This is a genomic window from Prauserella sediminis (genome assembly GCF_014195435.1).
GTDB lineage: Bacteria > Actinomycetota > Actinomycetes > Mycobacteriales > Pseudonocardiaceae > Prauserella > Prauserella salsuginis.
On sequence record NZ_JACIBS010000001.1, the window covers coordinates 3,255,853 to 3,278,282 of the forward strand.

At 67.6% G+C, this 22,430-nt stretch carries 21 protein-coding genes and 1 riboswitch; of the genes, 15 read left to right on the top strand and 6 right to left on the bottom strand.

Going from position 1 to position 22,430, the window contains the following annotated elements; genetic code table 11:
• The first annotated feature begins 233 nt into the window (after nt 1-233).
• The 9 genes from mdo to FB384_RS14800 all read left to right on the top strand — a co-directional run bounded on the left by mdo (nt 234) and on the right by FB384_RS14800 (nt 9,307).
• Nucleotides 234-1,526 carry an NDMA-dependent methanol dehydrogenase gene (gene mdo / locus FB384_RS14760; RefSeq protein ID WP_183783537.1) on the top strand — a complete coding sequence of 431 codons (1,293 nt, stop codon included), beginning with the start codon at nt 234-236 and terminating at the stop codon, nt 1,524-1,526.
• A gap of 87 nt (nt 1,527-1,613) precedes the next feature.
• Nucleotides 1,614-2,807, top strand: coding sequence for an AAA family ATPase (locus FB384_RS14765; protein ID WP_323985237.1), 1,194 nt, complete (start codon nt 1,614-1,616; stop codon nt 2,805-2,807).
• 9 nt (nt 2,808-2,816) lie between these two features.
• Nucleotides 2,817-4,313 (top strand): VWA domain-containing protein, encoded by a 1,497-nt coding sequence (locus FB384_RS14770; protein WP_183783541.1) that lies wholly within the window; start codon nt 2,817-2,819, stop codon nt 4,311-4,313.
• Nucleotides 4,310-5,335, top strand: a complete 1,026-nt coding sequence (gene mftM / locus FB384_RS14775; RefSeq protein WP_228726030.1) for a mycofactocin oligosaccharide methyltransferase MftM — start codon at nt 4,310-4,312, stop codon at nt 5,333-5,335. The genes FB384_RS14770 and mftM overlap by 4 nt, the downstream gene beginning before the upstream one ends.
• 143 nt (nt 5,336-5,478) lie before the next feature.
• On the top strand, nt 5,479-6,378 hold the full coding sequence (locus tag FB384_RS14780) for an ATP-grasp domain-containing protein (RefSeq protein ID WP_221212740.1): 900 nt from the start codon (nt 5,479-5,481) through the stop codon (nt 6,376-6,378).
• A 374-nt stretch (nt 6,379-6,752) separates the two neighbouring features.
• Nucleotides 6,753-7,127 (top strand): SAV_915 family protein, encoded by a 375-nt coding sequence (locus FB384_RS14785; protein WP_183783543.1) that lies wholly within the window; start codon nt 6,753-6,755, stop codon nt 7,125-7,127.
• Complete coding sequence (locus FB384_RS14790) at nt 7,124-7,423, top strand: hypothetical protein (protein ID WP_183783546.1); 300 nt, start codon at nt 7,124-7,126, stop codon at nt 7,421-7,423. The genes FB384_RS14785 and FB384_RS14790 overlap by 4 nt, the downstream gene beginning before the upstream one ends.
• Before the next feature lie 12 nt (nt 7,424-7,435).
• On the top strand, nt 7,436-8,677 hold the full coding sequence (locus FB384_RS14795) for a WXG100 family type VII secretion target (RefSeq protein WP_183783548.1): 1,242 nt from the start codon (nt 7,436-7,438) through the stop codon (nt 8,675-8,677).
• A gap of 9 nt (nt 8,678-8,686) precedes the next feature.
• Nucleotides 8,687-9,307, top strand: a complete 621-nt coding sequence (locus FB384_RS14800; RefSeq protein ID WP_183783549.1) for a hypothetical protein — start codon at nt 8,687-8,689, stop codon at nt 9,305-9,307.
• 54 nt (nt 9,308-9,361) lie between these two features.
• Here the strand turns inward: FB384_RS14800 and FB384_RS14805 are convergent, their stop codons facing one another.
• From FB384_RS14805 to FB384_RS14815, 3 genes are read right to left on the bottom strand one after another with little or no spacing between them, the layout of a single operon-like run.
• On the bottom strand, nt 9,362-10,090 hold the full coding sequence (locus FB384_RS14805) for a MadR family response regulator transcription factor (RefSeq protein WP_183783550.1): 729 nt from the start codon (nt 10,088-10,090) through the stop codon (nt 9,362-9,364).
• The gene (locus FB384_RS14810; RefSeq protein ID WP_183783551.1) at nt 10,087-11,469 is read right to left on the bottom strand and encodes a MadS family sensor histidine kinase; all 1,383 of its coding nucleotides are present in this window, start codon (nt 11,467-11,469) and stop codon (nt 10,087-10,089) included. Before FB384_RS14810 ends, FB384_RS14805 begins: the two co-directional genes overlap by 4 nt.
• A 56-nt stretch (nt 11,470-11,525) precedes the next feature.
• Nucleotides 11,526-12,716: an iron-containing alcohol dehydrogenase gene (locus FB384_RS14815; RefSeq protein WP_183785573.1), complete on the bottom strand. Its 1,191-nt coding sequence runs from the start codon at nt 12,714-12,716 to the stop codon at nt 11,526-11,528.
• 401 nt (nt 12,717-13,117) lie between these two features.
• Between FB384_RS14815 and FB384_RS14820 the strand changes: the two genes are divergently transcribed.
• Together FB384_RS14820 and FB384_RS14825 are read left to right on the top strand one after the other, a co-directional pair.
• A complete protein-coding gene (locus FB384_RS14820; RefSeq protein WP_183783553.1) occupies nt 13,118-14,053 on the top strand; it encodes a mechanosensitive ion channel family protein in 936 nt (311 codons plus the stop codon).
• 433 nt (nt 14,054-14,486) lie between these two features.
• Nucleotides 14,487-15,035, top strand: a complete 549-nt coding sequence (locus tag FB384_RS14825; RefSeq protein WP_183783555.1) for an NUDIX domain-containing protein — start codon at nt 14,487-14,489, stop codon at nt 15,033-15,035.
• Nucleotides 15,036-15,063: 28 nt separating this feature from the next.
• Here FB384_RS14825 and FB384_RS14830 read toward each other — a convergent pair whose 3' ends face one another.
• Nucleotides 15,064-15,363: a hypothetical protein gene (locus FB384_RS14830; RefSeq protein ID WP_183783557.1), complete on the bottom strand. Its 300-nt coding sequence runs from the start codon at nt 15,361-15,363 to the stop codon at nt 15,064-15,066.
• 164 nt (nt 15,364-15,527) lie between these two features.
• On the opposite strand from FB384_RS14830, the gene FB384_RS14835 reads away from it, so the two are divergent.
• The 3 genes from FB384_RS14835 to FB384_RS14845 all read left to right on the top strand — a co-directional run bounded on the left by FB384_RS14835 (nt 15,528) and on the right by FB384_RS14845 (nt 17,383).
• Complete coding sequence (locus FB384_RS14835; protein ID WP_183783560.1) at nt 15,528-15,743, top strand: hypothetical protein; 216 nt, start codon at nt 15,528-15,530, stop codon at nt 15,741-15,743.
• Nucleotides 15,744-16,071: 328 nt separating this feature from the next.
• The gene (locus FB384_RS14840) at nt 16,072-16,608 is read left to right on the top strand and encodes a hypothetical protein (protein WP_183783562.1); all 537 of its coding nucleotides are present in this window, start codon (nt 16,072-16,074) and stop codon (nt 16,606-16,608) included.
• Nucleotides 16,609-16,759: 151 nt separating this feature from the next.
• Nucleotides 16,760-17,383: an MmpS family transport accessory protein gene (locus FB384_RS14845; RefSeq protein WP_183783564.1), complete on the top strand. Its 624-nt coding sequence runs from the start codon at nt 16,760-16,762 to the stop codon at nt 17,381-17,383.
• A 208-nt stretch (nt 17,384-17,591) separates the two neighbouring features.
• Here FB384_RS14845 and FB384_RS14850 read toward each other — a convergent pair whose 3' ends face one another.
• A complete protein-coding gene (locus FB384_RS14850) occupies nt 17,592-18,767 on the bottom strand; it encodes an AAA family ATPase (RefSeq protein WP_183783565.1) in 1,176 nt (391 codons plus the stop codon).
• Nucleotides 18,768-18,888: 121 nt separating this feature from the next.
• Nucleotides 18,889-20,847 (bottom strand): aconitate hydratase, encoded by a 1,959-nt coding sequence (locus FB384_RS14855; protein ID WP_183783567.1) that lies wholly within the window; start codon nt 20,845-20,847, stop codon nt 18,889-18,891.
• 128 nt (nt 20,848-20,975) lie between these two features.
• Nucleotides 20,976-21,156: riboswitch (cobalamin riboswitch) on the top strand.
• Nucleotides 21,157-21,438: 282 nt separating this feature from the next.
• Between FB384_RS14855 and FB384_RS14860 the strand changes: the two genes are divergently transcribed.
• A complete protein-coding gene (locus FB384_RS14860) occupies nt 21,439-22,422 on the top strand; it encodes an ABC transporter substrate-binding protein (RefSeq protein WP_323985238.1) in 984 nt (327 codons plus the stop codon).
• Nucleotides 22,423-22,430: the final 8 nt, after the last annotated feature.

A 22,430-nucleotide genomic window follows, 5' to 3' on the forward strand; every position in this document is an offset into this window, starting at 1 on the left:
GCACCGTCGCACGACCAACCGCACCGCCGCACGACCGCGGCGGTGCGGTTATCGTATCGGCGTCGCCGCACGCTCCCCGTGCAGGAACCTGACCGAACGGACGGGGCGGTCTCCTCTCCCACGGGTGCGTTCTGCCTCCGCCGGTGAGCGGTTTCGGCCTCGGACCCCTTGGGCCGGAGTGACCAGGGCCATAGCTTCGGCGTGGTACGTGTCACGACGGAAAGGGTCAGCCAATGCAGGTCGACGAACTTCTCAAGCCGTTTCCCCTCAAGGAATTCCACCCGATTCCGCGAGCGCTGCTGGGCCCCGGCTCGCACGAGATGATCGGCCCCGAAGCTCTGAAGATCGGGATGCGCAGGCCGCTGGTGATGACCTCCGGATTGCGCGGCACCGAGATCGTGAACAAGCTTGTCGAGTCGCTGAAGTACCACGGGCTCGAACCGTCCGTGTACGACAAGGTGGAGTCCAACCCCAAGGACTACAACGTGATGGACTCCGTCGCGATGTACCAGCAGGACGGTTGCGACGGCTTCATCTCGATCGGCGGCGGTTCCTCCCACGACGCCTGCAAGGGCGCGCGGATCTCGGTGGCGCACGACGGGCGCAATGTCAACGAGTTCGAGGGCTTCAACAAGTCGGAGAACCCGAAGAACCCGCCGCACATCGCCGTATCGACCACGGCGGGCACGGGCTCGGAGACGTCGTGGGCGTACGTCATCACCGACACCACGACGGACCCGGCCAACCCGCACAAGTACGTCGCGTTCGACGACCACTCGGTCGTCACGCTCGCGGTCGACGACCCGGTGCTGTACTACGAGTGCCCTTCGCATTTCACCGCGCAGTGCGGCTTCGACGTGCTGGCGCACGCTTCCGAGCCGTATGTGTCCAGGTTGGACTTCACACCGTCGCTCGGCAGCGCGCTGTTCTCGGCCGAGCTGGTCGGTGAGCACCTGCGCACGGCGACGTGGCACGCTGACAACCTGCCCGCTCGCGAAGGCATGATGTACGCCCAGTACACCGCGGCACAGGCCTTCAACTCCGGTGGTCTCGGCGTCATCCACTCGATCTCCCACGCGGTGAGCGCGTTCTACGACACCCACCACGGCCTCAACAACGCCATCGCGCTGCCGCGCGTGTGGGCGTGGAACCTGCCGGTGGCCTACAAGCGCTACGCCCGGCTGGCCGAGGCGCTGGGTGTGGACACCACGGGCATGAACGACGTGAAGGCGGCCGACGCGGCCGTGGCGGCGGCGATCCGGCTGCTGCGCGACGTGGGCATCACGGAGCGGTTCACCGACATCACCCAGGACACGCACCCGAAGAACCGCCTCGGCGCCGGTCCGACCGAGTTCTACAAGAAGGCCTCGACGATCAAAGGCGACGCGGCCGATGTGGACCGAGTGTCCAACCACATCCTCGGCGACGCCTGTACGCCGGGCAATCCGAAGGAGACGACGTTCGAGACCGTGCGACCGGTGGTCGAGCACTGCTTCAACGGTGACCTCGACGACCTGATCTCCTGAGCCGCTTGTCGTTCAGCCATGGGTGTTCCGCGGTGGCCCGCCGCGTCGCGGAACACCCATGGCCCCGGCCGAAAGGTGTTTGTCCGCGTGAGCTCACGAAACGGTCACCACCCCCATTCCTTCTCGTCCGTCGGCGAGGTCACTTCGCTTCTCTCCGACGTCGGTTACCTCGCCGACCGTCCACTCGCGACCACCGTCTACCTGCAGGACCAGCTGGGCAAACCGCTGCTGCTGGAAGGTCCCGCCGGGGTCGGCAAGACCGAGCTCGCCAAGGCGCTCGCCGCCGCGACGGGCAGACGGCTGCTGCGGCTGCAGTGCTACGAGGGCCAGGACGAGACGAAGGCCCTCTACGAGTGGGACTACGGCAAGCAGATGCTGTACACGCAGATCCTGCGGGAGAAGATCGGGCAGGTGGTCGCCGACGCCGACGATCTGCCGACGGCCGTCGCGGCGATCGGGCAGCACGACAACGTGTTCTTCTCCGAGCGGTTCCTCGCGGAGCGCCCGTTGCTGCGCGCCGTCCGTTCCCCCGAACCCGTCGTGCTGCTGATCGACGAGGTGGACCGCGCCGACGAGGCACTCGAAGCGGTGCTGCTCGAGCTGCTGGCCGAGTACCAGGTGTCGGTTCCCGAACTCGGAACGTTCACCGCGGAGCACGTGCCGTACGTCGTGCTGACCTCCAACAACACGCGCGACCTGTCGGCGGCGCTGAAACGGCGCTGCCTGCACCTGTCGCTGGACTACCCGTCGGCCGAGCGGGAGCTGGACATCATCCGGTCGAAGGGCACCGGACTGCCGGATGCGGTCGCGACCCATCTGGTCGATGTGGTGCGGGAGCTGCGGCAGCAGGGGATGCGAAAGCCGCCCGGCATCTCCGAGGCGCTCGACTGGGCACGGACGCTCGCGGTGCTCGGGGCGTCCGAACCGGACACCGAGCTGCTGACGGACACGATCTCGGTGGTGGCCAAGTACGACCGTGACGTCGAACGGGCCATGCGGGTACTGCGTGATTCGGCTGAACTGCGGGAGCAGGGTGGTCCGGGCCGGACCGGCAACGATCGGGCGGCGCCGGTCGAGGGGGAGCGGCGCGCGCCCGTCCCGGGTGTCGATCCCGACGAGGAGGGGACGGGTGCCGCGTTGCGCGCCGCACGGGACACCCCCGGCAGGCACGGGGCCGGTTACTACGGCGAGAACGCCGACGGCCCCGCGCCGCGGCGGCCGGTGAGCAGCAGCCAGGGTGAACGCTCGTTCGCGGCCAACCACGGCCGCGGCAAGCGGTAGGCCGCGGACATGCTGACCGGACTGCATCGGTTCGTGCGGCTGCTGCGCAGTGCTTGCCTGCGGATCTCGTCGATCGAGGTCGTCGATGCCGCCCGCTGCGTGGCCGACCCGGCGATGCTCGGAGACCGCGAACTGTTCCGAGAGGGACTGCGCTGCGCGCTGATCAAGGATCACCGTGACAACGCGACGTTCGACGAGCTCTTCGACGCCTTCTTCGCCTGCGTCCGCTTCGGCGACGAACCCGGCGACGGCCGAAACGACACCGGCACGGTCTCACTGCTCGAGGACTTCACGATCGCCGAGGAGGCGGGGCAGCGGCCGCCGCGGGCCGACATGGAAAGCCCCGACGCCGACCTCGGCGACCTGTTCGACGAGGACGACCTCATCGAGCGTTACAGCCCGCACCCCGAGCTCAACCCGATCGTGCTCGACAACGAGACCGACGACGAGCTCGTGTTCTCGCAGCAGGACGTGTCCACCATGGACGGTTCGAACGAGGTGCTGCTGGAGATCGACCGAAGCCACGGCGTCGCACCCGGCGAACTCGGCAAGGCCCAGGGAACGCCGGTGGAGGCCACGCTCAGCCTCGCCGAACAGGACGCCCTGCTCAACTGGTTGGAGGGCAGCGGGTCCGGCGAGGACGACGAGGGTGACGAGACCGATGCGGTGGCCCTGCGGTCGGACATGGGTGAGCAGGCCCTCGCCCGGCTGCCGGAGGCGCTGCGCCGTCACCTCGAACATCTGATGCGGCTCGAACAGTCGGTCGCGGAGGATTCCCGGTCCGGTCGAGGAGCCGATCGGGGCCACGACGAGTTGGAGGACGCGCTGCGCACGATCGTGGCCTCGCTGCGCGGCGCCGTGACGCACCGCAAACGACCCGCGTCGCGTGGCCGGGTCGATCCGGCTCGCACGATGCGCCGGAACCTGCGCTACGACGGCGTGCCGTTCCGGCCGGTCACCGTTGACCAGCGGGACGACAAGCCGCGGCTCGTCGTACTCGCCGACGTGAGCCTGTCCGTGCGCGCCACCGCCGGCTTCACGCTGCACCTGCTGTACGGGCTGCACGACCTGTTCTCCTCGGTGCGCTCCTACGCGTTCGTCGCCGAGATCGCGGAGATCAGCGGCCTGTTCGCCGAGCAGCGGATCGACCAGGCACTCCAGACGCTGTTCCGGGGCGATGTCATCGACGTCGACGCCAACTCCGACTACGGCTCGGTGTTCGGCGCGTTCCTCGACGAGCACGGCACTGCGGTGAGCCGCAGGACCACCGTGCTGGTGCTGGGGGACGGGCGGGGCAACGGCAACGATCCGAACCTCGGCGCGTTCGAGGAGATCGCGCGCAAGGCCAGGGACGTGCTGTGGCTGACTCCTGAGCCGCGCCATTCGTGGGGCCTGGGTGCGTGCGACCTGCCGGACTACGCCGAGCACTGCAGCCAGGTGCGCGTCGTGCGTGACGTCGCCGGGTTGGAGAACGCCGCGCGCGACCTGCCGGTGGCCGTCCGATGACCAGTCCGCTGCGGGACCGGGCCCACGCCGCCCCGCTCGACAACGCCGCTCTGGCGCTCGACAACGCGGCTCCGCTGGACCGCGCTGCTTTGGTTGACAACTCCGCCCCGGTCGACAACTCCGCCCCGCCGGGCAACTCCGCTCCGGTCGACGCGATGGCGCCGTGCCGGCCGGGCGAGTATCGCGACGAGCGGGTCCGGGTGGTGCACCGCGGCGGCGGGCTGCCGGAGGGCCCGCTCGGGCCGGTCGTCGCTAGTACCCGGCATTTTCGGCTGCATCGGGACGAGGCGCGGCTCGTCGTGAGTCATCGGCTCGGCCGCGGCGACGTCGAGGACGCGCTGACGGGGCTGCTCGCCGAGGAGCTGTTCCGCCCCGGTCTCGTGACCGAGCAGGAGCTGTTCGAGCGGGTCTTCGTCGGACTCGTCCGTTCGACGGTGCCCGGTGGGTTCGCGGCGTGGCGGACCTTCTACCGCAACACGTTCGCGCGCCTGCACGGATCGGCGCACGATCCCGCCCGCGGGCTCGCGCCGGTGTACGAGTACGCCCGGAGGCTCGTGCCGCCGGGCAGGGTGCTCGACCTCGGTTCGTGCTTCGGTTTCTTCCCGCTGCTGCTCGCGGCCGAGTCGGGGTATGCGGTGACCGCGTCCGACGTCGTGCCCGGCAGCATGCGACTGCTGTCGCGGATCGCCGGCGCCGAAGGAGTCCCGCTGTCGACGCTGGCCTGCGATGCGGCCTCGGTCCCGTTGCGCGGCGGCGCGGCCGACACCGTGACCGTGTTGCACCTGCTGGAGCACCTCGACGCCGACGCCGGGGCGGCTGTACTGGCCGAGGCGACGCGGCTCGCGGCCCGCCGGGTGGTCGTCGCCGTGCCGTTCGAGGACGAACCGGACGCCTGCTTCGGCCACGTGCGCCGGTTCGACCGTGCGAAACTCGCCCGCCTGGGAGCCGGCACGGGCCTGCCGTTCACCGTGGCCGAACACCACGGCGGCTGGCTCGTCGTCGAAACCGCACCCGGCGCGTGAGGGTTCCAAGGGCGCGTCTGCCGTCTGTCGGGTGCGTGTGACGGGGCAGCGTGCTGCAGGCGAACGCCTGCTGTGTTCGGCGGGAGTCAGGCAGGTATGTGAGACATTGGGGCATGTCTTCCGGCAGGCCCAGTGTGCTCTTCGTGACCGATCTGTCGTATGAAGCGCGCGGGCGCCGGTACTGCGATGAGGACATCTACCTGTCCTCTCAATTGCGCGAGGCCTTCGACGTGGCGCTGTGCCATCCCAGGGACGCCGTGGCGCTGATGGACCGGTTCGATGTCGTGCTCGTCCGCAACAGTGGTCCGGTCATCTACTACCCGGAGCAGTACCAGGCGTTCCGCGAACATGCCCTGGCTACCGGTGCGCGGGTCTTCAACGAGCTGACGGGCAAAGCCGACATGGCCGGCAAACAGTACCTCGTCGACCTGTTTCAAGCCGGTTACCCGGTGGTCCCCACCGTGGAAGGCACCGAGGGCTTGGACCGGCTCCCGGACTGCCAGGCCTACGTGGTCAAGCCCAAATTCGGCGCCGACTCGGTGGGCCTGAGGATCCTGGACCCGACGCAGGTCCGCGGTATCGACGAGGGCGACGTGCTGATCCAGCCGCACGTCGAGATCGATTACGAAGTCTCGTTCTATTTCATCGACCACACCTTCGAATACGCGTTGTACACGCCCGATCCCGCGCAACGTTGGCATTTGAGGGCGTATGAGCCGACCCAGGCCGACCTGGGTTTCGCCCGGCGCTTCATTGACTGGAACGGGGTGGGCCACGGCATCCAGCGCGTCGACGCGTGCCGTACTGCCGAGGGCACGTTGCTGCTGGTCGAGCTGGAGGACCTCAAACCCCTACCTGTCGCTGGACAGCATCAGCGAAAAGCGCCGCCAGCGGTTCGTGAAGCAGCTGACCGGCGCGCTGTCGGAACTTGCCTCCGCCGATCTGCCAGGCCACTAACCACCAGGGTGTCCTTCCCTGAGCCGGGTCTGCCTCAGATAGCGTCTCAGGGCGCGTACGGACGCACTGGAGCGCCGCCGGGATGAACTGGCAGAGACTCCTTATCGCGAAGCCGGTTGGGCCTACATACCGACGGGACGGACATTTCGGCCGCACTGGGATGAACCGGACTCCCAAAGACGCAACGGCTTCCTTCGCGATCATTCGGTGGGCATGGAGTTTCGGCAGAAGCCCGCGGAAACGGATGTACTTCGGAGGGTTTCCGTTGATGATCCGCGCGATCAACTCGGCGGCGGACCCGCGGGCGCCTGACGGCGTCCGGTGCGTTGATCAGGGCTCCTGAGTGGTTTCCGGTCCGTACTCTGTCCGGGTGAGGCTGTGACTTTCTGCTCCGTTTTGGTGGCTGGTTGTCGTTGTGCTCCTAGAATCGATTGCCACGTTTGACGGGGGAGGTCAGTCGTTGCGTGAGTCGCGGTATGGCACGAAGGCCAACGTGCCGGAGCCCGAGGTCACGGCCGAGGTGTCTCGGCCCGTGCTCGGTGCGGAGATGACCGAGGAGGCGCCGCAGGTCGTCTATATCCCGACGGCGGCGCCGATGCGCGGCGAGGACCTGACGGTGGTGTTGCGCGAGCTGGAGGACGCGTCGCTCGCGTTGTTGGTGTTCTCGTCGTTGGATCTCTTGGTTGAGGGGTGCGGCGAGGAACAGCCGTGGATCGGATTCCACGCCGCTGGCCTGGAGGAGCTACAGCATCAAGTCGGCGCTGACGTGGTGTTGTGGGATGCGACGTTGGCGCCGGAGATTCGGCAGTACGGCGAGTACGGGGAGGGCTCATGACCGGGGGCTACCGGGTCGAGGCCGACACGCTGAACACCGTGTCGGCGAAGTTCCACAGTGCGGCCGACAAGTTGGGCGCCACCGAGCAGCCGCCGGAGGATGTCAAAGCAGGGGAACCGAGCGCGGCGATTGCCATGGTGATCGCCCACTTGGCCGAGCAGTCGAGCCAGTTGGTGGCCGGGTTGCACTCGATTGGCGATGCGGTCGAGCAAAGTCGGACCGACTACGAGGCGCAGGAACAGTGGTCGACCGACCACCTTCCGAAGCCGGAGCAGGGCGACAACCGGCCGGTCTGACGAGGGGGAAGCATGGCGTTGAACATTGAGGTCGAGGCGCAACCGGCCAGTCTGCGTGAGGTCGCGGGCTGGCTGCGCACGGCCGGTAAGAAGGTGTCGGCTCGTCACGAGGACGTGACGAGTGCGTCGAACAGCTCCGAGGACGGGTGGGATGGCGAAGGGGCCACTGCGTTCCGTCGGAACATGTTGCACTTCAAGCCCAAGATCGATGATCTGAGTGCCGGGTACGGCGGCTTGGCGAACGCGATCGATCTGCACGCGGCCGACATTGATACGACCAACGCCCGGATGGGGCAGGCCGTCGAGATCGCCAAGAAGGGCGGCCTGACTGTCACGGACAAGGAGATTCAGGGACCTGGCGAGCCACCGCCGAAGCCCGAACCAGCGCATCGGCACGCCAAGAGTGGGGCGATCAGCAGCGACGACAAGGAGCGCTTCGACGCCCAGTGGGACACCTACACCGCCTGGATGAAGAAGGCCAAGGCCTACACGCAAGCGGGCACCGTGGTGACCGAAGCTCGGAAGATCGAGACCGACTCGCAGAGCATGCTTCTCGACTACCTACAGAACGTCGGCCAAAAGTGGTACATCAACGTGCCCGACTTCGGCACCGGGCTCGCGGCAGCGCACATTGCCGCGCATAACAGCTTCAAGACAACTGCCTCGAACTTCCGTCAGCTCGGCAGCAAACTGGGTGACCTCGCCGACGACGCCACCCGTGGATCGTCGAACCAGGCGCGCTATCTGGTTGCCTCCCTGGTCGCGAACTCGAAGGCCAACGTCCAAGCGGCCCAGGCCGAGGGCAAGAAGTTCGGCAAATGGCTCAACAAGCTGCCCGATGGGGTCAAGAAGGCGCTCACAAGCACCCTCGCCAATTTTGTACCGAGGAACGCGAAATACCTGGCCGGTGCGAAGCCACTGCTGTCGAAGCTTCCTGCGGTCGGGACGACGCTGGGCGGGTTCAGCCTCGTTGACGACTTGGCACAAGGCAAGGACCCGGCGGTCACTGTGCTGTCTAACGGCGGCAGCATCGTGGCCGGGGCCGCCGCCGGTAGTGCCATCGGCGGTCCGCCCGGGGCTCTGGCCGGGTTCATCGCGGCGACCGGTACCGGCTTCCTGATCGAGAACTTCGCCAGTGACGATGTCAAGGAAGCTCTCGACGTAATGTCCCAGGACGGCTACCAGAATGCCGAAACCAACCCGTGGCTACCTGACTTGAAGCTGCTGTCCAAGTTCGCCACCGGAAACTGGTAGAAGGTAGCTGTGAATCCTGACCTACCGCCGAAGCCCGACCCGCAGACGGGAGAGCCTAGACCCCCGGCCGCTCCCGGCCATTTCAACGGCCTCAAGGAGCCGCAACCCTACGACGCCAACAAGGTTCCAAGCGGCCCTACTGCAGCGCTGGAATGGCTCTACGGCACTCGAAAATCCGGGTGGTGGTCAGCAGCCACGGTGGTTGTCTTGATCATCGCTTTCCTTACGTTCAAATCGGGGCTGGACTGGGTGTTCGCTTGGCCGACGTGGCTGTTCATGGCGGCTGCGGGTGTTGCGTTCTGGTTTCTTCCTCGGAATACCAAAATGGCCGCTGGCGCAGATTGGGTAAACGCCGGAGGTGACACCATTTATACGTATGAACTGGTAGAGATCGGAACTTCCGGAACTCCGGGTAGCTGGGAACTAATCCTGAAAGATCAGCGAGGAAACGTCGACCGCGGTAATATAGCGGACTATCAGCAGAATCCACTCTTGTGGGACTTGGTCTTCAACGGAATTCGTCATTCCGTGGCTGCGGGTGCAACGATCGACCCGGAGACATACCGCGTACTGAAGCTTGACGAATATCCGAATCCTCCCCGGTCTCGCCGGGGCGACATTGGTGTTTAGGTCCGAACAGTTCGGCGTCGGACCACGGTGGTCGGGCGCCGAGGCGGGTCTGCCTCAGATGAGGCCCCTCTTGCTGGCCTCGTAGACCGCTTCGGCGCGGGTGGAGGCGCCGAGTTTGCGCATGATGTTGCGGACGTGGAACTTCACCGTGGTCTCGGAGATGAACAGCGTCGTGCCGACGATGCGGTTGCTCAGCCCGGAGGCGAGCAGTTCGAGTACGCGGTGTTCCCGTTCGGTGAGCGCGGGCTCCTCCGGGGTCGTGCGGAGCGAACGGGCCATGACCGACGCGGACCGCGAGTCGAACGCGCTCTCGTCGCGCGCGACGGTGCGGATCGACGAGACGAGCTCGCTCGTGTCGACGTCCTTGATGACGTAGCCCTTCGCGCCGCGGTGCACGGCCTCCAGCACGTAGGCATCGTCGAGGAACGTGGTCAGCACGAGCACGCCGACCTCGGGATAGCGCCGCGTGATCTCGGAGCACAGGTCGAGGCCCTCGGTGTCGGACCCGGTGCCGAGCTTGAGGTCGAGCAGCACGATGGCGGGGCGCAGCTGTTCGAGCGCCGTGCGCGCCTCGGCGGCCGTCGCGGCCTCGCCGACCACCCGCATGTCCTCCTCGCGGTCCAAAATGGATCGCAGGCCCTGGCGGACGATGGCGTGGTCGTCGACGAGCACGATGCTCAGCTGGTCGCGGCTGCCGCTGCCGGGTTGCTGGTCCGTTTCCCGGTTCGGACGCCGCGCCGGTGCGGATGCCGGATGCGTCACCCGGGACGGTGGTGTGTTCATGGCGCCGCCTTTCCGTGCCTCCGCAGGGGGAGGGGAATGTCGAGGACCAGCATGATCCCGCCGAGTTCGGAGCGCCGGATCGACATCGTGCCGCCCAGTTCGTGGGTCCGGTCCTGCATGTTCGCCAGGCCGCGGTGCACGCCCGCCAGGTCGGTCGCGGCGGTGAGCTTGAGTGTCCTGCGCAGTTGGGCCGGGTCGCCCTCACCGTCGTCGGAGATCGACAGCACGATCCGCTCCGGCAGGTACTGCAGTCGCACCAGCGCCTCGTCGGCGGTCGTGTGCATGACGGTGTTGAACAGTGCCTCGCCCGCGAGCCGCAGCAGCGAGTGTTCGACCTCGCCGGGCAGCGGCACCGGCGTACCCGCGATGCGGACCTGCACCTTCAGGTCGCTGGGAAGGTGCACCGACGACAGTCGTTCCAGCAGCACGGGCAGTGACCCGGGAGGCTCCTCGGCGCCGTTGTGCAGTGCGTAGATCGCGGCGCGCAGCCGCTCCACCGCGTGGCCCGTGAGGTCCTTGGCTGCGCTGAGCTGGTCGACCAGTTCCTCGTGTACACCGCTCGCCGCCAGCTCGGCCCGGCACACCTCCACGGTCATGCCCGCCGAGAGCACGTCCTGGGTGACACTGTCGTGCAGTTCGCGGGCGATGCGATGCCGTTCGTCGTCCAGCGCCTGCCGCTGCATCGACTCGATCAGGCGCTGCTGGGTCTCGGCGAGCTCCTTGGCCTGCTGCTCGGCCGCCTCGGAGAGCTGTTCGGTCCTGCCGCGCAGCGTGGTCGCCGCATGCAGCAGGAACGAGTTGTGCAGCGCGACCGCTGCCTGGTTGGCGAGTACCCGCAGGATCGCCAGGTCGGTGTCGGCGACGTCGACGGTCTTGCCCGGCAGCCCGGCGATGCCGCCGATCGGTTCGCCGTCGAGGGTCATCGACACGCGCACGATGCCGTCGCCGGGCTCGTCCTCGGCCTCCCACGGACGGCCCCGCAGCACGTGCAGGTGGGGCAGAGCCTCGGCGGGCAGGGACCGTTCGTCGTCGATCAGTTCGCCACCGTGGAGCACGAGGAACCGCGGCCGTGCAGCCTGCAGCGCCCCGTCGGCGACCGCCACCAGCAGCCACTCGGCGTGCAGGTGTTCGGCTGCCGCGTGAACGACGGCCTCGACGAGTTCGCGCGGGCCCTCGGCCGTGCGGACCAGCGCGCGCGAGATGCGGTCGAGGGCGCGCACCGCGTTCTCCAGCCGTTCGGCCGAGCGCACGTACTCGGGATAGAAGGAGCGTTTGCCCGAGCGCACGCCGGTGAGCGCGCCGAGGTCGGCCTCGTCACGGCCGAAGCCGGTGTGCACGGAACCGGTGTGCGTAGAACCGTTGTGCGCGGAAGAGGTCATGGGCTCCTCACAACGGTCACGGAGGTCGCGATGACGAGCGTCACGGCGTCCCCTGATCAGAGGGCCTGCCGGAACAGGGCGAACACGTCGGCGACGTCGACCTCCCGCGGGTTGGTGGCCAGGCAGGCGTCGGCGAGGGTGGTGCGGGCGAGTGTCGGCACGTCGGCCTCGCTGACGCCCAGGTCGGACAGGCCTTTCGGGACGCCGACGTCGTCGGCCAGCGTGCGGATGAACGAGGCGAGCTCGTCGGCCACCTCGTCGGCGGGCCTGCCTTCGACGTCGATGCCGACAGCCGCCGCGAGGGGCACGTAGCGGTGCGGATCCTCGGCGGCGTTGAACCGGATCGCGTGGGGCAGCAGCACGCCGTTGAGGACGCCGTGTGGGGCGTCGAGCAGCCCGCCGACCTGGTGACTCATCGCGTGCGTGATGCCGAGGATGGCGTTGGTGAAGGCCATGCCGGCTTCGAGCGCGCCCTGCGCCATCCCGATCCGCGGGGCGGCGCGCCTCGGTTCGAGGGTCGTGTCGCGCAAATTGCTCGTGATCAGGTGCGCGGCGTGCAGCGCGTGGTGGTCGGTGAGACGATTGTGCGCCCGCGAGACATAGGCCTCGACGGCGTGGGTGAGCGCATCGAGTCCGGTGGCCGCGTTGAGCTCCTCCGGCATGGTCGTGAGCAACCGCGGATCGATGATCGAGATCTCGGGCACCAGCGTCCGGCTGATGATCGTGATCTTGATGTGCCGGTCGGTGTCGGTGATGACGGCGAACTGGGACACGTCAGCGCCCGTTCCCGACGTCGACGGCGCCATGACCAGCGGCGGGATCGGCTGCACCACCTTGTCGACACCGGCGTAGCCGAGGATCGTCCCCCCGTTGGAGGACAGGATCGCCACGCCCTTGGCCGCGTCGATGCAGGAGCCGCCGCCGACGGCGAGGATCACGTCGGCACCGCTGTCGAGGTAGTGCTCGTAGGCGGCGGCGATCTCGCCGTCCTTGGGGTTGGGCGTCACGTCCGACCACACGACGGGCCGCAGCCCGGCGCCGCGGAGGTGGTCGACGGCCTCGGCGGCCCAGCCGGCGGCCACGATGCCGGGGTCGGTGACCAGGAACGGTCTGCGCGCGCCGACGCGCAGCGCACAGTGACCGAGTTCGGCCAGCGCGTGCGGCCCGAACACGATCTCGGGCACGTGGAACTTCGCCAAACCCGTGGACGGGTCGGGGTATGCGGGCGCGCTGCCGGGGCCTGCCAGTTCGACGCCCCGGTCTTCAACGCCCCGGTCGTCCGGTTCGATGGGTGGCGGGGCCGGCAGTCGCGGTAGCCGGGCGCGGGGCCCGAAGTCGTCGGACAGTTCCGGCGCGGCCCGGGTCGGATGAAGCACGCGGAACGCCTCCTCACCTCCAGCCGCGGTGCTGGACTGCCACCAGGCTAGTGCCGGTCAGACGGCGGGCACACCCTCCGTTCGCGGTAGCGGGTACCTACCCGATCGGACAGGTGGTCGCGGTGGTCGGAGCCCGGCCGGCCGGGCTACCTGACCGGCCGGTCAGGGGAGTGCGGCGCCCCGCGTGCGGGCGACGCGCGGGTGGCTGCCTACCCTGCCAGGTGACGCCGAGTACGTGTCCGCTGCCAGCGGAAGAGGGGAGATCCGTGCCCATGCCTCCTGTCAAGGCGAACGCGTTCGTGGATTGGTTCGAGGAGAATTCCACGGAGTTCGTGTCCGGCCTGATCAACGTCGTGATCATCGTGGTGATCGCGCTGGTGTTGCGCGCGATCGTCGGCCGGGTGATCGACCAGCTGGCCAAGCGGATGGTCAACTCGCGGGAGCGGATCGACAAGGCCAAGGCCAAGGCGGCGAGCCGGGTCATCAAGCAGAACAACGAGAGTCGTGGCGAGCGGCAGCGCCAGCGGGCGGGCACGATCGCGTCGGTGCTCAAGAGCGTCGCCTCGTTCGTGATCTTCGGCATCGCGTTCGTGACGATCCTCGGCCAGTTCGGGATCAACATCGGCCCGATCATCGCGAGCGCCGGTGTCATCGGTCTGGCGATCGGTTTCGGTGCGCAGAGCCTGGTTCAGGACTTCCTGTCCGGCATCTTCATGATGGTCGAGGACCAGTACGGCGTCGGCGACGTCGTCGACGTGGGCGACGCGGTCGGCACGGTCGAGGCGGTCACGCTGCGGATCACGAAGATCCGCGACCTCAACGGCGGGCTGTGGCACGTGCGCAACGGCGAGATCATGCGTGTCTGCAACATGAACCAGGACTGGGCGAACGCGGTCGTGGAGCTGCCACTGGACTACTCGGTGAACCTGGAGGAGGCGAAGGCCGTCATCCAGCGCAGCATTGACGAGTTCGCCGACAACCCGGAGTTCGCGCCGAAGATCATCGAGCGTCCGGACATCACCGGTGTGGTCGGCATCGGCAACGGCGCCGTCACCGTGCGGGTCATGGTCATGACACAGCCCGGCGACCAGTGGTCGATCGGCCGCGACCTGCGGGGCCACCTGAAGGCCGGCCTCGACGCCGCCGGCGTCCGCGTCGCCTACCCGATCCTCCCCCTGGCCAACGCCGGCGCCTCCCAATCCGGCTGACGAGTCCGGCGGGTTGGCCGGCCGCCGGGATGGGCGCCGTGTTGCACCCTCGGGGCCCGTGTTGCGTTCCTGAGTGCTCGTGTTGACGTTTCAGGGTCCGTGTAGCGCTTTCCGGGGACTGCTCTGAGTCCTCGTGGAGTGTGGACCGACATAACCTGAGTCGCATGTCCTGCACTCAGCACCGCGTGTTCTGCATTCGTGCACGCGGCCGAGCGGCTGCGGGCCTTGCGAACTGAGCGCCCTGCGGGGCGATTTGCGTAGGTTGAGCCGCTCGCCGGATTTGCACCGGCGAGCGGCTCTTCGCATCGGCAGACCGCTCCGTGTGGTCATGTCAGCTTCTGCGTCGGACCGCTGAGTGGCGCCATCACGAGTCCCGACCGCAGCCGGTGGACGTTGGGCTCCGGAGCGTCGTCTGCCCGGTACGGTGCGGGCCGTGGGGAACGGGCTGACGCAGTGGACGATCCATGGTGAGCGACTGGTCGACGACACGCGGAAGTTGAAGTTGTCGATCGCGTCGGTGGAGTTGCCGGACGGGGTGACGTTCGAGCAGTACGTGCTGCGGTTGCCTACGGCGTCGATGATGGTCGTGCTCGACGACGCGCGTGAGCATGTGCTGATGATGTGGCGGCACCGGTGGGTTCTCGACCGTTGGGTGTGGGAGTTGCCGGGTGGCTATGTCGACCCGAACGAGGATCCGGCGGTGACGGTGGCGCGGGAGGTCGAGGAGGAGACGGGCTGGCGGCCGCGGGATGTGCGTAAGTTGTTGTCGACCCAGCCGATGGTGGGTTCGGCGGATGCGGACAACCGGCTGTACGTCTCGCTCGGTGCGGAGTACGTCGGCGACCCGACCGACATCAACGAGGCCGAGGAGATCGCCTGGCTCCCGCTGTCGTCGGTGCGCGAGAAGATGGATCGCGGTGAGATCGTGGGTGCGTCGTCGCAGGTGGGCCTCATGCACGTGCTGGCCTTCCCTCCGAGCTGACTATACGGGTGGCGTTGCGATGCCGACGTCATCCATGTCGCGGGACCTGAGGTGTTGCGCTGAAGGGTGCGAGACGGCGCGCGAGATCGGACAGGTAGTTGGTGGCGCGCACGGATCGCACGCGGTTGATCATTCCGACGGCGCGAGCGCCTTCCACGCACGCTTCCTCGACCCGTCGTTGGTCGGCCAAGGTCGAGGCGAGCAAGGCGATGTTGAACAGGCGGCCGCGCTCGTAGCCGTCGCTCATTTCGAGTGAGCGACGTGCGTAACGCTCGGCTTCCGGTGGAGCTCCGAGGTCGCGGAATACGTGCGCTGCTTTGGCTGCCATGGAGGAGTGGTCGAAGTACGCGAGCCAGTGTGGCCGGTCGTCGGTGGCTCGGTCGAGGGCTCGTTCACTGTTGCGGAGCGCGGTCAGACATTCACGTTGGTCACGTCGGAATGGCCATGCGCTTCCGGGACATGGATCTCTGACGCCAGGGCCGGGATGTTGCCGTGCCTTGCGGTTTGTCCAGCGGCCAGTGCCATGTCCAACGCGGTGTCGGCGGCTCCGGAGAACGCAGCTACGAAGGCGAGCTGTCAGGGCAGTTCGGCGTGAACCAGAAGTACCGCGGCACCATCGAGATCGTCGTCCCCGAGGCGAGCGGCACACTCGCGCTCGATCCCGGAGCTCTGATGGGCGGTCCGGCAGGCTGGGAGTGGACGTATTGATTCTCGAGTCAACTACATCTCACCAACGTTGCCATTTTCCTAAAGCTGTTGAATTCGGTGAATTATCGACCTCTCCGTGGTCGAATTGTACGTAGATGTTGCGTTTTGCGATCCGGAAACGATGAACGGGTATGGCTTCGGATTTATTGGAGAATCCGGAGACTTTACTGGGTCGATTCTTGGGGGTGGAGCAAGGCAAACAATCGGCAGGTCGGATGTTCACGACGGCTGAACGGAAACGACCTTGCTGGACTCGTCGTCCTTGCGCTGGTCTCGGCGGCGCCGCCGAACTCAACGATGTAATTCTCTGGAGAAGGTAGGGACGAGCATGAGTGCGTACACGGGTGATGTGAGGGCGCGGCGTAGGCGGCGGTGGCCGATGGTGGTCGCGGTAAGTGCGGCGTTGCTGTTGGGCGTGGGGATCGGTATCGCGTCGGTTGGCTTGGCAGGCGGGGAGCAGGCTGCTGCTGTAGCACCGCCTGCGAAGACGGTGTTCGAGACGGTGACCGAGTCGGCCCCGCCGAACACCGAGACGGTGACCGAGTCTGTCCCGCCGGTCACTGAGACGGTCACTGAGTCTGCCCCGGCCGAGTCGGCGCAGAGTACAGCTGCGGGCGAGCCGGAGGGGACGGGATTGACGATGGGCATGTACCAGGTGGGCGTCGACACGCCACCGGGTCGGTACGTGACGGACGGGCCGGACCCTGGCGACCTGATGGGGTGCTACTGGGAGCGCACCCGGGACGACTCCGGCGAGTTCGAGTCGGTCATCACGAACGGAACGCCGATGGGCAAGGCGTCGGTGACTGTTGAAGAGGGTGAGTTCTTCAACGTCGACGGCTCATGCATGTGGTTTCAGGAATGACCAGTGGTTCCGGTGGTGACCGTCCCTATCGGACGGTCGCTCGCCGCGCCTGCTTGGGCGAAACCTGAGAGCGGGTGGAACCGCATCAGTCCCCACTCGACGTCGACATCGGCTCAACGGTTCGGCAATCGAATCATGAAGGAAGGTCGCCATGACCACTCCAACGCCCTACTCGTCCTCGACGGGTGCCGTCGACCCTCCACCTAGGGAGCCGCGCAACGGACTCGGTACCAGTGGGTTCGTCGTCGGCCTGATCGGTTTGATCTTCTCGCCCTTGCCGCTGATCGGAGTGGTCGCCTGGCCGCTGGTGATTATCGGGCTCATTCTGTCGTCGATTGGGCTCAGCAGGGCCCGGCGCGGGAAAGCGACAAACAAGGGCCTCTCGATCGCCGGAGTCGTGGTTTCGGCTGTCGGGCTGGTCATCTGCATCTTGTGGCTCACTGCCTTCGGCAACGCGGCCAACGAGGTCGACAAAGAGGCCAACCGTGAAGTCGCGATTCACTACGAGGTCACCGGTGACGCGCCGAACGCCACCATCAGTTACACCACGTACGGCGACGGGACCACGTCGACGAGCGAGGAGAACGTCACCGAACTGCCGTGGTCGAAAGACCTCACGACGAAGGGTCTGTTCAAGGGCGGCAATCTCACCGTCATGACCGGTGGGGACGGTGGCAGTGTGACCTGCACGGTGGCCGTCGACGGTGAGGACGCCAAGACCAGCACCGCCAACGGTCAGTTCGCGACAGCAACCTGTGACGGCTTCGGCGGTTGAGCCGGACTCGGTGCAACTGAGAACCGGCCCGCGCCGTTCTGCGCGGGCCGGTTACCGGGTCAGACATTCGATGTCGACCTGACGGTCGCTCGCCCCGGTCTTCTCCGGGGTAGCTCCTCGACGGACCTCGAGCGGAGTCGATGCAGTCCGGGACATGGCTGTGGCCACTGCTTAGTGCAAGACCAAATCGTGACCACTGCGCCGCAGCTCAGCGTTTCGGCCACTCCCATGCCGGACGGTCGAGCACGCCAGGCCGCTCGGCCAGCACCGTCGCACCGAACTCCTTCTCCAACTCCACCAGGTTCGCCTCACTCGCCGCTGCCTGCACCGCGTGGACCAGCGGGCGGGCGTGCGTCACCACCACGACCTGCGTGTGTTCCGCCGCCGTCGCGATCAACGTCGCCAACGCGGGCAGCAGACTCGGATGCAGGCTGGTCTCCGGTTCGTTCAGCACCAGCAGCTCAGGCGGGCGCGGACTCAGCAACGCCGCCACCCACAACAGATACCGCAACGTCCCGTCCGACAACTCCGCCACCGACAACGGCCGCAACAACCCGTACTGGTGCACGTGCAGCTCGAGTCTGCCGTCCTCACCGACCTCCACCGACAGCCGAGACCCCGGGAACGCGTTCTCGACCGAGGTGTGCAGCGCGTCGATGTCGCCGATCTCCTCGATCGTCCGCAACGCCGCGGCCAGGTCGCCACCGTCGTGGTCGAGCACCGAGGTGCGGGTTCCGATGCGCACCTGCCGGGCCGGGGCATCGGCGTCGGTGCGGAAATGGTCGTAGAACCGCCACGACCGGATCCGTTCCCGCACCACCAGCACCTCCGGTGATACCCGCGGATCGGCGAACGACGTCAGCATGCTGTCGGTCACCGGGATCCGATGCGCCTCCCGGCCCCACGCCCCGCCCGCCTCACGGGTACGTACCACCGGGCCGTCCCGGTCGGCCAACAACGCGCCCTTGCGCAGCACCGATCCGCTCCACACGCATTCCCGTTTGAACTCCGGATCCCGGTTGAACGCCGACTTCTCGACCGGCACCGGCATCCCCAGATCGAGTGCGTAGCCGAACTCGTCGCCCGTGAAGCCGAGCCGCAATCCGACGGACTTCGTCCGCACGGTGCCCTGCGGGGGAGCGCTGCCCTCCCGCACCGCGCGGCCGATCGTCTCCGGCCCAGCCCACAACGTCGACGGCAACCCGCCCTCGCGTGCCAGCGCGCCGACTGCACCACTACGCGCCGCATCCGCCAACAGCCGCATCGCCCGGTACAGATTCGATTTGCCACTCCCGTTGGCGCCCGTCACCACGGTCAGCCGCGACAGCGGCAGCACCAGATCCCGCAGCGAACGGTAGTTCTGCACGGCCAGTGTCGTCAGCATGCGAACGACCGTAAGCGCCACCACCGACACCCACCGGCGGTCGCGCGCGGACGTTCCGCACCGCGCGACGAACCATCCACCCGGCTCCGGTCAGCGACCCAAGACGGCCGACACCCACCACTCACGACACGGTCGCCGACCTCTGCGCCAACAACGGGATCTTCCCGCCTGCCAGCACGGCGTCACGTTGGCGCTGCGACAGGGTATGCCGCACCTCGTAGCGCTGGTCCTTCGTGGCATTCCGCACCCTCAGCCGGGCGTCCGGCTCACCCAGCGGCCGGCGGAGGTCCTCGACCACGAGCGTGTCGTCGGCGTCGATGCGGGCGTAGTCCTCGGGGTCGGTGAATTCGACCGGCAGGATTCCGAAGTTCGCCAGGTTCTGCCAGTGGATCCGCGCGAACGACACCGCGATCACCATGCGCAGCCCCAAGTGGCGCGGCGTGATCGCGGCGTGCTCACGCGACGAACCCTGACCGTAGTTGCGGCCACCGACGATCACGTGCCCCGAACCGCCGGCCGTCTCCCGCGCCCGCGCCGGATAGTCCGGGTCGATCCGCGTGAACGTGAACTCGGCCAGCGCCGGGATGTTCGACCGGTACGGCAACGCGGCGGCCCCGGCGGGGGAGATCTCGTCGGTCGACACGTCGTCACCTACCTTCAGCAGCACCGGCGCCTCGATCCGGTCCGGCAACGGCGGGAAGTCCGGCAGCGCCGAGATGTTCGGGCCCTTCGTCAGTTCCGCGCGGCGCGACACCTCGGGCGGAGGTGGCTCCTCCAGCGTGTCCGGGTTGATCGTCGCGTGCTCGGGAAGCGCCAGTGCGGGCTCCTCCATCCCCAGATCGCGCGGATCGGTGATCACACCCTTGAGCGCACTGGCCGCGGCCGTCTCCGGCGAGCACAACCACACCGAATCCTCCCGCGTGCCCGAACGACCGGGGAAGTTCCGCGGGAAGGTGCGCAGCGAGTTGTGCCCCACGGCGGGAGCCTGCCCCATGCCGATGCACCCCATGCATCCCGCCTGGTGGATCCGCGCGCCCGCCGACACCAGGTCGAACGTGCCGCCCATCTTCGTCAGGTCGGCGAAGATCTCCCGCGACGTCGGGTTGATGTCGAAACTGACGCCGCCCGCCGTCTGCTTGCCGCGGACCATTGCGGCGGCGATCGCGAAGTCACGCAGCCCCGGGTTGGCCGACGAGCCGATGATCGCCTGCCCCAACGGCGTTCCGGCGACCTCGCGCACCTCGACGACGTTGTCCGGCGCCGACGGCTTCGCGATCAGCGGCACCAATGTCGACAGGTCGATCTCGTCGGTGACGTCGTACTGGGCATCCTCGTCGGCGGCGATCTCCACGAAGTCCTGCTCCCTGCCTTCGGTACGCAGGAACCGCCGCACCGCGTCGTCCGACGGGAACACCGTCGTCGTGGCGCCCAGCTCGGCGCCCATATTGGCGATCACGTGCCGGTCCATCGCCGACAGCTTCGCCAGACCCGGCCCGTGGTACTCGATGATCCGGTTCACCGCGCCCGACACCGTGTGCCTGCGCAGCATCTCCAGGATGACGTCCTTGGCCGACACCCACGGTGGGAGCTCGCCGGTCAGCCGCACACCCCAGATCTCCGGCATCCGCACGTACATCGGTTCGCCCGTGATCGCCGTGGCCACGTCCAGCCCGCCGACCCCGATCGCCAGCATCCCCAACGACCCGGCCGCCGGCGTGTGCGAATCGGAGCCGACCATGCTCGCACCCGGCACGCCGAACCGCTGCATGTGGGTCGGGTGCGACACGCCGTTGCCCGGTTTGGAGTACCAGAGGCCGTACCGGCGGCACGCCGAACGGAGGAACGCGTGGTCCTCGGCATTGCGCTCGTCGGCCTGCAGCAGGTTGTGGTCGACGTACTGGACACTGACGTCGGCGCGGGTCCGGTCCAGGTCCAGTGCCTCCAGCTCCTGCATGACCAGCGTTCCGGTGGCGTCCTGGGTCAGGGTCTGATCGATCCGGATCGCGATTTCCTCGCCCGGCGTCATCGTGCCGTCCACGAGGTGGTCGGCGATCAGCTTCTGTGCAACGTTGCGAGGCATACGTTCCGCTTCCTTCGGCCCGGGGAGTCTGCAGGGTGGAGGTTGCCGGTGCGGGGCGGATCGAAACGTCGACCACTGCGTCGTGCGCCGTGTGGGTGCCGACACACCCCGGGTGGCGCGCGGGTCTGTTAGGTTCACACCGCCGTGGTGCACGGGAATCCGGTGGAAAACCGGAGCGGCCCTCGCCACTGTGATTCGGGAAGTGCTGTGCCGTTCAGCATGCGAGCCACTGGAACGAACGTTCCGGGAAGGCTGGCACAGCGCGTACGACCCGTCAGCCAGGAGACCGGCCACGGCACTGTGTGACCCGATCGCACACCGATGACCCGATCCACGAGGACCTGGAGGGGCGGGCTGACGATGTCATTGCCGCTGCGCCGAAGGCGCCCTGTATCGCTGCGCCGAAGGCGCAACTCTGTATCACCGCGCCGAAGTCGCCCTGTATCACTGCGCCGAAGGCGTTCAACTGGCGCTCTGCGCCGTCGGCGCGCCACTTCCACTCTGCGCCGTGGGCGCAACTCCGTCGCGACCACTTCTCCGCACGCCACAGCTCGGCGTGCCACGGCCCTGTGCGCGGCAGTTCTGACTGCCGTGGCGACGGCCTGCGCACCGCCACCGCCGGATGCCGCATCGGCAGCGGGCGGTGCGACCAGCCGGACCAATTGCGGCATCGACGTGGCCACCGGCGATCCGCCGCAGCGCATCTACGCGGCCTACCAGCCCGCCATCGAACTGGCCCATGCTCTCGGGGTGAGCGACCGGCTCGCCGGAACCGCGTTCCTGGATGCGAAGGTGCTGCCGGAGTACGCGGACCGTCAGGCCGATGTGGACTACCTGCCCAGCCTCCCCAGCAGAGAGGCACTGCTGCAGGCGAACCCGGACTTCGTGCTGTCCGGCTTCAACGGATTCTTCGCCGAGCAGGGCGCCGATAGTTCGGTCGGCACGCGCGCCAGCCTTCGTGAGGTCGGCGTGCAGAGCTGGATCCTCTCACCGCTCTGCCCCAGCGAGGACGGCCTCACCGACCAGTCGATCGACCCGGCCACCGTGAAGGTCGAGAACATCTACCGGGACCTGCGCGATCTCGGCGCCCTGTTCGGCGTCGAGGACAACGCGGAGGCCGTGATCAGCGACATGCGCGAACGGATCGCCACGGTCGAGAAACAGGTCGCCGGCGTCGACCGGCCGTCGGTCGCCATCGTGTCGCCCAACGAGGACGGCACCTACGGCGTCGCGAGCGGTATCGACTTCGGTTCGCACATCATCGAACGGGCGGGCGGCACGAACGCCTTCGCCGACCTGTCGAAGAAACGCAACATCGATGTCGGCGCCGAGGAACTGGTCAAGCGTGACCCCGACGTCATCCTCACCGACGCGTGCTGTGACGCGAGCATGACCGAACAGGACGCCCGGCCCGAGGCCGACGCCATCCTGCACGACCCGGCCCTGTCCGGTCTGACCGCGGTGGAGAACAAGGCGGTGCACCCGTTCCTGTTCGCCGACCGCAGTGCGGGAGTCCGTGCCGCCCACAGCGTCGAACTGGTGGCGTCGGTGCTGCACCCCGACCGCGTCGGCTGAGGCGAGCT